We start from the raw sequence: 10720 nt of genomic DNA, 5'->3' as shown, positions 1-10720 counted from the left end.
GGCGGCGTCGGCGAGCCGGAGGGACTGGATCAGGTAGCGCTGCGCGATGCCGTGTTGGCCGGAGTCGAACGCCATCCAGCCGGCGAGATAGGTCTGTTCGGCGGCGACCTCGAACAACGCCTGGCGGACGGGCTCGGGGTGGGATTCCTGCAGGAGCGGGAGAACGTGTTCGGTCAGGTACTGGGCGACGGTGCGGCGGGCGATGTCACCACCGCCCTGGATGACGTCCATTTCCTGGAACACGCCGAACATGTTGCGGATGGACTCGACCGCGGCCATGTCCGCGTGGGCGGGCCGGCCGGCGTCGGCGGCGTCCAGGCTGGTCAACAGCCAATCTCGGCTGGGGCCGGCGAGTGCACCGAGAACGAATGATGAACGAAGCAGCATGTCCCGACGGCGCACGTCGGCCCTCCCGAGCTCGGCGACAGTGCTCAGGGTACGTCGCACCGAGGGTTCGTACACCAGTCCTTGAGCGGTTGCCTCGGGGTTGGTGACCGGCTGCTGAGCGGTGCCCGACCGGCTGTCGACCACCGGCGCCTTTACGTCTACCTGGGCGTGCGGTGGGTGTGCGGTGGGTTCCCATGTGCGGCGGGCCAGGCCGAGCATGCCGCCGGGGATGCGCAGGCCGTCGGCGATGCGTTCGATCAGTTCCAGGGAGGCCACCCGGTCCCGACCGTGCACGATCTTGCTGACGCGGCTCTGGTCGAGGCCCTCGACCGCGGAGGCGATGCGGTCCTGACTGGCGGCGTCGTACTTCCGCATCAGCCGGAAGGCGGTGCCGAAGTCGCGGGCGGCGAGCGCGGCGCGCATGTCGTCGCGGGCAAGGAGCCGTTCGGACACCGTGTACGGGCCGAGGGACACAACCGGCATATCTGATCACCCTTCCGGCCCGGAGAGGGACACGTCTCGTGGCAGGACTGGTGCCGACAGTACCTGGATTACGCCCAACGGGTAGTAGGACATCGTTAGGTGACTCCGGATAGGTGTTGTGTGACGTTGGGTGTGTGGGTGAAGGGTCGTTGGCAGGTGGGGCAGGCGCCGGTCCAGACGGCAAGCAGGGCCTGGAGGGTGCGGAGAACTCCGTAGAGAGTCAGGCCGGCGCAGGGACTTTTGGGTCGCGGCGGAGCTGGGTGCAGAGCGCTTGGGCGATGCTGACGAGGGTGACGTGGTGGTGCCAGCCGGTGAAGGTGCGTCCTTCGAAGTGGTCCAGACCGAGGCCGTCTTTGAGTTCGCGGTAGTCGTGTTCGATCCGCCAGCGGATCTTCGCGAGGCGGACGAGGTGCCGCAGGGGGGTGCCCTCGGGCAGGGTGGACAGCCAGTAGTCGGTGGGTTCGGGCTGGCCGGGGGGCCATTCGGCCAACAGCCAGCAGTCCGGCAGGCTCCGGTCGGGGTTGCGGGTGATGTTCCGGTTGGCGGGACGGACCCGGAGCGCGAGGAAGCGGGAGCGCATCGCGGCGGTCGGGTTGGCCGGGGTCCTGTGGGTGCCGTGGCGCCAGGTCACGTACCGGCCCGCGCGGCGGCCGGCGGCCATGACCAGGGATTTCAGATCCCGGGGCGGGTCGGGGTAGGCAGACNGGCCGCCGGCCGGTCCCGGAGTACGGGGCAGTGACCGGCACCGCGTCGGCGGGGTAGGCGGTCGCGGTCGGCTTCACCGCCAGCACGTAGGGGATGTTCCGGTCAGTCAGACCCTGGCGGAAGGCGGCGGCGTCGCCGTAGCCGGCGTCGGCCACCACCGGCCGGACGGGCATACCCCAGCCGGCCAGCTCGTCGAGCATGTCCAGCGCGAGCCGCCACTTCTCCCGGTGCCGCGCGGTGTCCGGGACCCCCGCGGCTGCCCGCCGGGCCCGCGCGGCGGCGCTGTCCCGCGGGTCGGACAGGGCGGTGTCGTCCCAGGAGGCCGGCAGGAACAGCCGCCAGTCCACCGCGGCCGACGCCCAGTCGGTGACCGTATGCACCGACACCCCGATCTGACAGTTCCCGACCTTCCCCAGGGAGCCGGAGTACATCCGGGCCACCCCCGGCGAGGCCGACCCGTCCTTCGGGAAGCCGGTGTCGTCCACCACCAGCGCGACCGGGTCGAGGAACCCGGCCGCCCAGCCGGCCAGCCGCCGCCGCACCTGGGTGTAGTCCCAGGTCGAACTGGTCACGAACTGCTGCAGCTGCTGAGGATCCACCCCGAGGCGGGCGGCCATCGGGACCATGCTCTTGCGCTTGCCGTCGGTCAACAGCCCCCGGACATACAGCTCACCCTTGCCCCGCTGGTCCCGCCGCGGCAGGTCCGCGAACATCTCACCCGCGAACCGTTCGATCACCGGCCGCACCCGGGCCATCTCGTCCTGTCTCACACCAACCACCGCCACACACATGAAGACGACAGTCAGTACAACCACAGACAGACCTAATCAAGTCCTACTAGTGTGCCCGAAAGACCTCCACCTCGGCTGGACGCACCACGATCGACTCACCACGGACGAACCCGGGTTTGACGGTTCGGGCGATCGTCCGGTCGCGCTTGGCGTCGTCCGTACCGATACGGCGTACGCCGACGTGCCGGGCCGGATCGAAGGGCATGCCCACGACCGCGGTGTACGGGCGGACGTCCACGGCGACATCCATGATCTGCAACAACTGCGTACGCAGGATACCGGCGACGCTCTGGCCGTCGTCCGCGCCCAGGCTCGTCATCTGGTCGTGCAGCCGCATCAGGCCCCGCAGCAACGGCGACATCGCCTCGGTCAGCTCGCCCGCCCGCAACCGGGTGTTCTCGGCGTGCAGGCGATCCACCAGGTCGGCGTCGTGACGCCGGAGCCTGGCCAGTTCCTCGACCCGCCGGGCCAGGTCGTCCAGGCGGACGGCGACGGCGGCGGCCGCGGAACCATCGGCGCTGCCGTCGATGACGGCGTTCTCGGCGGGAACCTCGTTCTCGTCGGCGGGAACCTCGTCCTCGGCCGCGGCCTTCTCCTCGGCGACGGTCGCATCGGCGACAGTGCCGTCGGTGACAGCGCTATCGGTGACAGCGCTGTCGGTGACGGTGTCGACGGGCCCGCTGGCAACGCCCTGCCCGCCAGCGGGCCTGCCGGTGGCACCAGCCGCGGGGGGCCGTGTCGGGGGCTGCTCTGCGACGACGGTCACGACCGGTTCCACCGGTGGGAGGTCGGCCGGCGGGGCGTCACGTCCGGCGTCCCCGGCCTCTCCTGCGCCGGCCACGATCTCCCCCGGGTCTGCCTCGTCGCCGTTGTCACCCGGCGGCACCGGATGTGGCGTATCGGCCACCGACCCGTGCCGTAGTCGGGATGTCGAAGCAGGCCCACCGTCCGCGGGCGGTACCGGCACCGGCCGGGTCACCGCCGCTTCCACTCCCCGGCCGCGCGCAGCCACATCCCCTCGCCCCCCTGATCCCGGCCCTGTTGACCGTTTGCTGTCTATATGCGCCTACTTACGTCCCGGAGTCCAGTTCAGACCCCAGCCGAAGGCCCGGTCAAGCTCCTGGTGGCCGCCGACATAGCGCACCTCCCTGTTCACGATGAGGTCGTTGCCGCCCTGGTTGGTCAGCAGCGCGATCGCGCACATCCGGGCGCTACCGGCCCGCTCGTCCAGCCGGACCTCGATGGGCGCGCCCCGCGCCGGGGTGAGGGTCACCACCGCGCCGGCCTGGTCGAAGTTCGGGACGCCGGAATAGATGAAAGCGAAGATCAGCAGACGGCGGATCTCCGAGACGTGGGCGAGGTTGACGAACAGGTTCTCCCCACCGGTGGAGGCACCGGTACGGTCGTCGGCGTCGAGCTGGACGTACGGGGGTGTCTCGAAGGAGCCGAACGCGTTACCGAGCGCCTGCACGACCCCTTTACGGCCGTCGGCGAGCTCGTACAGGCTGGCCAGATCGAGGTCGATCCCGCCCTGCCCGGCGCTCAGCACCCGCTTGAGGAGGCCGCCCCGGCCGCCGGCACCCGCCGCGCCCTGGGCGTTCCAGTTGAGGTTGACGTGCAGCCGCCCGCCGCCACCCTGCTTGCTCAGGGAGACCGAGGGCGAGCTCTTGGTCAGGGTCACCTTGTTCAGCGACACCCCGGGCGTGCCGGACGGCGAGCCGGCGGATGAGCCGGACGACGAGTCGGCGGATGAGTCGGTAGATCGCTTGGTGTAGTCGATGGACATGTTCCGCTCCCTTGTGGTGGTCGTGTCAGCAAGCCGGACGGCCTGTTGCCGGATCGCCGCGAACCCCCCCGTGGTGGTGGCACGTACTGGTGGTGGCACGTACACGGTCAAGGATCTTCGCTGTCCTGAACGCCACCGTCCATGGACGGCGCTGTCCATGGACGCACGACTGTCATGAACGGGCAGTAACGATCTCACGCTGCCGTTCGTCCGGGCCGTCGCCCTCATCCGCACCGGCACCCCGCTCCTTGTTCCGGCGCAGGAGGGAGGAGATCAGGGCAACTCCGATGAACCCGACGCCGACGAGACCAGTGATGATCTCCGGGACCTCGGTCTCGATGCTGATGGCGAGGATCACCGCGAGCGCACCGATGGCGTAGTGGGCTCCGTGCTCCAGGTAGACGTACTCCTGCAGGGTGCCCTTGCGGACGAGGTAGACGGTGATCGACCGGATGTACATGGCGCCGATACCGAGCCCGGCCGCGATGACGAAGATCTCCTGCGTGATCGCGAAAGCACCTACCACGCCGTCGAAGGAGAACGACGCGTCCAGCACCTCCAGATACAGGAACAGGAAGAACGCGGCCTTTCCCGACGCGAGGACCAGCGCGTTGGGACCGCCTTTACCGCCGGTCGCCTCCGCCGCGGACGCGGCTCCCGCGGGCACCACCGCGGTGGCGTCGCCGGTGTCCTTCTCGGCCTCCTCCGCGTCATCGTCGTCGGCTCCCACACCACGCGCCTCGAAGAACTCACCGAGACCACGCACGCCCAGATAGGTGGCGATACCGGCGACACCGGCCGTGAGCACCTGCTGGATCGCGTCACCGGAGAACGCCTCGGCGACGATGAGCAGCGCGATGAGCCCGACCACGACCGACAGCACGTCGAGGTGCCCCGCCCTGCGCAGCGGCTCCTCGATCCAGCGGAGCCACTGGACGTCACGTTCGGGGTCGAACATGAAATCCAGGAAGATCATGAAGAGGAAGATGCCACCGAAGGCGGCGATGGCCGGATGCGCGTCGTGCAGCCGGGCCGCGTACTCGTCCGGGTTGTTCAACGCGAGGTCGAAGACCTCGATGGGGCCGAGATGGGCGGTGAGCGCGACGATGACGATCGGGAACACCAGGCGCATCCCGAATACGGCGATCAGGATGCCGACGGTGAGGAATATCCGCTGCCAGAACTCGTTCATCCGGCGCAGGATCGTGGCGTTGATGACCGCGTTGTCGAACGACAGGCTTATCTCCAGCACGGCCAGGATGGCGACGATTGCGGCCGTCTTCGGGCCGCCGAGCACACCGGCCAGCGCGACACCGGCCACGGTGATCGCCAGCGACCAACCAAAAATTCGCAGTGCATGCACGAGGACAGGCAACCTTCCTCCGGACCGGGTCTGGCGCGGCACCGGGAGCACCACCCACCGCGCCTCGACCCCGGTCCGGAGCATCGAGGCATCACATCAACCGCACGTCGACCCGGAGCGGGCGCGGCCCAGGTCGTAACCATGCCCTGACCACGCCCGCGCAACTGCGGGGGCCACCCGGCCGTAGACCGCGACCCCGGGCATCGTAACCGGCCGGGCCGACACCACCGGGTAACGGTCAAACCGGGACCATCGGCGTCCGGCACCGGGCGCGGGCCGTCACCAGGCATCCAACGACCCGCCCGCGGCTCACCGGGCGCGGTGGCACCGGCGCTCCCGGTCCGCTTCACCCGGCCCGGGCCGGCCAGCCACGACGGCCGGGCGTCGACGCGGAGGGATCAGACATTGACTCCGTAGTCCCGGGCGATTCCGGCAAGCCCGGACGCATAACCCTGGCCGACAGCCCGGAACTTCCACTCGGCGCCGTGCCGGTACACTTCACCGAAGACCATCGCAGTTTCGGTGGAGGCGTCCTCGGTGAGATCGTAACGCGCGATCTCGGCGCTCCCCACCCCGTTCACGATCCTGATGAACGCATTGCGGACCTGACCGAAGTTCTGCTGGCGTGCATCCGCGTCATAGATCGAAACCGGAAACACCACCTTGTCGACCTCCGCGGGCAGACTGGCGAGGCTCACGTTGATCGCTTCATCGTCACCTTCTCCCTCACCGGTGAGGTTGTCGCCCTGATGCTCGATGGCGCCGTCCGGGCTCTTGAGATTGTTGAAGAAGACGAAGTGGCTGTCCGAGAGGACCTTGCCATCGGATCTGAGGGCAATCGCGCTCGCATCAAGATCGAAATCAGCACCGGTCGTGCTGCGGACATCCCAGCCGAGACCGACGACGATGTTGGTCAGACCGGGTGCCTCCTTGGTCAGCGAAACGTTTCCGCCCTTACTGAGGCTGACTCCCACTTGCTCCTCCTGCTGTCATTGCGATCGGGGCTGTTGCTGTATTTCGGGGCCCTGGCCGCCCCCCGCACCGAACGCGACGCAGCCTACTGGACTCGATCACGCATGCCCACGGCGACGTGGGGTTATGGGGCCTGTGTTCTGCGGGACGAACGGGACCTCTCCAGGGTTCCCGGACGCACGCGCGGGCCCGTCCGGGACGGCCCCCCGGGGCAGCTGGCGACCGCCGGCGCGGCGTGTGCGGGCGGGCGTCGGCGAAGCGCGCCGAGCAGGTGGCGCCCCACCCGCGTGAGCCCGGCGGGCCCGGGTATCCCGGAGCGGGACCGATGACGGACCAGCACGCGCCCGGCACCGGGTCCGGCCGCGAACGCGCATCAACGTGGAGACTTCGATCCGATGCCGACATCCCCCTCCCCCGGCGGAGTACCTCCGTATCCCCAACACGTCCCCACCTGGTGGTCCCACGCTGTTCACGTTGGGGCGCCACCAATCGGTACAGGAGAGGCCGACTATCAAGGGGTGGTTCACCTGGATAAGGTCGCGGCGATGATCGGACGTTCCATAGGCCGGGTTGTCATCTCTGACGTCAGCCCCGCCGTATCCTGTGGGCAGTGGCCGTCGCGGGCAGTCGAGGGTGAGACCCTCACCGTCGCCGCGACGGTATTCCGTGACGGGCATGATCTGATCGGTGCCAACGTGGCACTGTCAGGTCCGGACGGTCGCGGGAACCCGTTCACCCGGATGCGGCAGGTCACAGCGGGCACCGATCGTTACGAAGCCGAGGTCCGGGTCGATTCGGAGGGCCTGTGGGGCTTCCGCGTCGAGGCGTGGGCCGACCCGGTGGCCACCTGGCGGCACGCTGCCGAGGTCAAGACGGCCGCCGGCCAGAGCACGGACGAACTGTCGGTGGACTTCGAGGACGGCGCCCGGCTCCTGCTGCGCGCCCTGCCCGGGATCCCCGAAGGCCGGCGGGCGGCGGTCCGGCACGCCGTCGACGTCCTGCGCGACGACACACTGACGGATCCGCGCGCGCGGATCGCGGCGGCGTGCGACCCGGCGCTGGTCGACCTGCTCACCCGGTGCCCGCTGCGGGAGCTCATCACCCGCTCGCCCCTGTACCGGATCTGGGTGGACCGGCCCCGGGCCCTGTTCGGAAGCTGGTACGAGTTCTTTCCCCGTTCCGAGGGAGCGAGCCTGCACCCGCCGCGGTCGGGCACGTTCGCGACCGCGGCCGAGCGGTTGCCCGCCGTCGCCGCGATGGGTTTCGACGTGGTCTACCTGCCGCCGATCCACCCCATCGGCGAGGTCAACCGCAAGGGCCCGAACAACACCCTGGTCACGGGCCCCGACGACCCGGGCTCGCCGTGGGCGATCGGCAGTGACGCCGGCGGCCATGACGCCGTCCACCCGGACCTGGGGACGATCGACGACTTCGACGACTTCGTCGCCAGGGCCCGTGCCCTGGGCATGGAGATCGCCCTCGACCTGGCCCTGCAGTGCGCGCCCGACCACCCGTGGGCCAAGGTCCACCCGGAATGGTTCACCGTGCGCAGCGACGGCTCCATCGCGTACGCGGAGAACCCGCCGAAGAAGTACCAGGACATCTACCCGCTCAACTTCGACAGCGACCCGGTCGGGCTCTACCACGAGGTGCTGCGCGTGGTCAGGTACTGGACCTCGCACGGGGTACGGATATTCCGGGTCGACAATCCCCACACCAAGCCGGTCCAGTTCTGGGAGTGGCTCATCGCCGAGGTGAAGTCGGTCGAGCCGGACGTGCTCTTCCTGTCCGAGGCGTTCACCCGGCCGCCCATGATGCGGGCGCTGGCGCAGGTCGGTTTCACCCAGTCATACACCTATTTCACCTGGCGCAACACGAAGTCGGAGCTGGAGACATACGGCCGGGAGCTGCTCGAAACCGCACACTACATGCGTCCCAACTTCTTCGTCAACACCCCCGACATTCTGCCCGGCTACCTGCAGGAGGGCGGTGAGGCGGCATTCAGGATTCGCGCGGTGCTGGCATCGATGATGTCGCCGTCGTGGGGAGTCTACGCGGGTTACGAGCTGTTCGAGAACGCTCCCGTACGAGCCGGCAGCGAGGAGTACCTGGACTCCGAGAAATACCAGTACCGACCACGGGACTGGGCCGGCGCTGAAAACGCCGGACGCTCGCTCGCACCATATCTTGCCAGGCTGAACCGGATACGCAGGGAACATCCGGCGCTGCACTGGCTGCGCAACCTTCGTTTTCACCATGCCGATGGCGACGATTTCCTCGTCTTCTCCAAGCGCTCCGGGGGGGCAGCGGGCGACGACTGCATCCTGGTCGTCGTCAACCTGGATCCGCACAACACCCGGGAGACGACCGTCCGTCTCGACATGCCCGCCCTCGGTCTCGAGTGGCGGGAGACATTCGACGTTCACGACGAGATCAGCGGGGCTGACTACACGTGGGGGCAAGAGAATTACGTCCGGCTGGACCCGGTGACGGAACCAGCTCACATCCTCGACGTCCGGCGCAGGGCATGAGTGCCAGGGACACCGGAACCACCGAGGACGACAGGGGCGCCGAGGGAGCCAGAGGCGCCGGGGACACCAGGAGCACCGAAAGCAGGAGCACCGAAAGCGGGCCGTCGGCCGGCGACGCCAGGCCACCGTCGGCCGACGAACTGTCCCGCGACCCGCTGTGGTTCAAGCGGGCGGTCTTCTACGAGGTCCTCATCCGCGGCTTTGCCGACTCCAACGGCGACGGCACGGGCGACCTGCGCGGGCTCACCGGCAAACTCGACTACCTGAGCTGGCTCGGGGTCGACTGCCTGTGGCTGCTGCCGATCTACGAATCACCGCTGCGGGACGGCGGGTACGACATCTCCGACTACTTCCAGATTCTTCCGGAGTTCGGCGACCTCGGGGACTTCGTCAACCTGGTGGACGAGGCCCACCGCCGAGGCATCCGGATCATCGCGGACCTGGTCATGAACCACACCTCCGACCAGCACCCGTGGTTCCTGGCCTCCCGCAGCGACCCGGACGGCCCATACGGCGACTTCTACGTGTGGTCGGACACGGACCAGAAGTTCCTCGACGCCCGGATCATCTTCGTCGACACGGAGAAGTCGAACTGGACCTGGGACCCGGTGCGCGGCCAGTACTACTGGCACCGTTTCTTCTCCCACCAGCCCGACCTCAACTATGATAATCCGGACGTCCAGGAAGCCATGATCGAGGTGCTGCGCTTCTGGCTGGACCTCGGTATCGACGGATTCCGGCTGGACGCCGTCCCGTACCTCTACGTACGGGAGGAAACCAACGGCGAGAACCTGCCGGAGACCCACGAATATCTGCGTCGAATCCGCAAGGAGTTCGACGCGAAATACGCCGACCGGGTGCTGCTGGCCGAGGCGAACCAGTGGCCGTCCGACGTCGTCCAGTACTTCGGCGACGACGACGAGTGTCATATGGCGTTCCATTTCCCGTTGATGCCACGGATCTTCATGGCTGTCCGCCGGGAGTCCCGTTACCCCATCTCGGAGATCCTGGCGCAGACACCGGCGATCCCGCCGAACTGCCAGTGGGGCATCTTCCTGCGCAACCACGACGAACTGACCCTGGAGATGGTCACCGACGAGGAACGCGACTACATGTACGCCGAGTACGCGAAGGACCCGCGCATGAAGGCGAACATCGGGATACGCCGACGCCTCGCCCCGCTGCTGGAGAACAGCCGTGACCAGATGGAGCTCTTCACCGCGCTGCTGCTCTCGCTGCCCGGTTCACCGGTGATCTACTACGGCGATGAGATCGGCATGGGTGACAACATCTACCTGGGTGACCGGGACGGTGTGCGGACGCCGATGCAGTGGTCCCCGGACCGCAATGCCGGTTTTTCCACGAGCGATCCGGCCCGGCTCTACCTGCCACCCATCATGGATCCGGTGTACGGGTACCAGGCGCTGAACGTCGAGGCCGGGCAGCGGATGCCGACGTCCTTTCTGGCCTGGACCCGGCGGATGATCGAGGTGCGTAAGCGGCATCCGGTCTTCGGCCTCGGCAGTTTCGAGGAGTTCCCGGCGTCCAATCCGTCCGTTTTCGCCTTTGTCCGGGAGTTCGGCGACGACCGGGTGCTCTGCGTGGCCAACCTGTCACGTTTCGCCCAGCCGGTGGAGCTCGACCTCCGCAGGTTCACCGGAATGGTGCCGGTCGAACTGCTCGGCGGGGTGCGCTTCCCGCC

At 68.3% G+C, this 10720-nt stretch carries 6 protein-coding genes and 1 pseudogene (1 of these 7 only partly in view); 2 read left to right on the top strand and 5 right to left on the bottom strand.

Annotation, left to right across the window (positions count from 1 at the left end):
* Positions 1 to 1090 precede the first annotated feature (1090 nt).
* The 5 genes and pseudogenes from FrCorBMG51_RS03690 to FrCorBMG51_RS03670 form a co-directional block, all read right to left on the bottom strand.
* Positions 1091 to 2330: pseudogene (locus tag FrCorBMG51_RS03690) on the bottom strand (IS701 family transposase).
* Between the two features lie 82 nt (positions 2331 to 2412).
* Complete coding sequence (grpE, locus tag FrCorBMG51_RS29270; RefSeq protein WP_235433280.1) at positions 2413 to 3345, bottom strand: nucleotide exchange factor GrpE; 933 nt, start codon at positions 3343 to 3345, stop codon at positions 2413 to 2415.
* 87 nt (positions 3346 to 3432) lie between these two features.
* Complete coding sequence (locus FrCorBMG51_RS03680; protein ID WP_047221719.1) at positions 3433 to 4152, bottom strand: TerD family protein; 720 nt, start codon at positions 4150 to 4152, stop codon at positions 3433 to 3435.
* A 172-nt stretch (positions 4153 to 4324) separates the two neighbouring features.
* Positions 4325 to 5515, bottom strand: a complete 1191-nt coding sequence (locus FrCorBMG51_RS03675) for a DUF475 domain-containing protein (protein ID WP_047221718.1) — start codon at positions 5513 to 5515, stop codon at positions 4325 to 4327.
* Positions 5516 to 5913: 398 nt separating this feature from the next.
* Positions 5914 to 6489 (bottom strand): TerD family protein, encoded by a 576-nt coding sequence (locus FrCorBMG51_RS03670; protein ID WP_047221654.1) that lies wholly within the window; start codon positions 6487 to 6489, stop codon positions 5914 to 5916.
* Between the two features lie 543 nt (positions 6490 to 7032).
* Here FrCorBMG51_RS03670 and FrCorBMG51_RS03665 point away from each other — a divergent pair.
* Together FrCorBMG51_RS03665 and treS are read left to right on the top strand one after the other, a co-directional pair.
* A complete protein-coding gene (locus tag FrCorBMG51_RS03665; protein WP_047221717.1) occupies positions 7033 to 9018 on the top strand; it encodes an alpha-1,4-glucan--maltose-1-phosphate maltosyltransferase in 1986 nt (661 codons plus the stop codon).
* Positions 9015 to 10720 carry the 5' portion of a maltose alpha-D-glucosyltransferase gene (gene treS, locus FrCorBMG51_RS03660; RefSeq protein WP_047221653.1) on the top strand. Its footprint extends 115 nt past the window's final position, so only the first 1706 of its 1821 coding nucleotides appear in the window; it begins with the start codon at positions 9015 to 9017; the stop codon falls past the right edge of the window. The genes FrCorBMG51_RS03665 and treS overlap by 4 nt, the downstream gene beginning before the upstream one ends.

This window comes from Protofrankia coriariae, assembly GCF_001017755.1.
Classification (GTDB): domain Bacteria; phylum Actinomycetota; class Actinomycetes; order Frankiales; family Frankiaceae; genus Protofrankia; species Protofrankia coriariae.
The sequence above is the reverse complement of the archived record's forward strand: the minus strand, read 5'-3'. Positions and strand labels throughout refer to the sequence as shown.

What these genes read in the sequence shown, in the direction of transcription:
- FrCorBMG51_RS03680 (WP_047221719.1), bottom strand. Translation starts at nt 4,152, where the DNA reads ATGTCCATCGACTACACCAAGCGATCTACCGACTCATCCGCCGACTCG.
- FrCorBMG51_RS03665 (WP_047221717.1), top strand. Translation starts at nt 7,033, where the DNA reads ATGATCGGACGTTCCATAGGCCGGGTTGTCATCTCTGACGTCAGCCCC.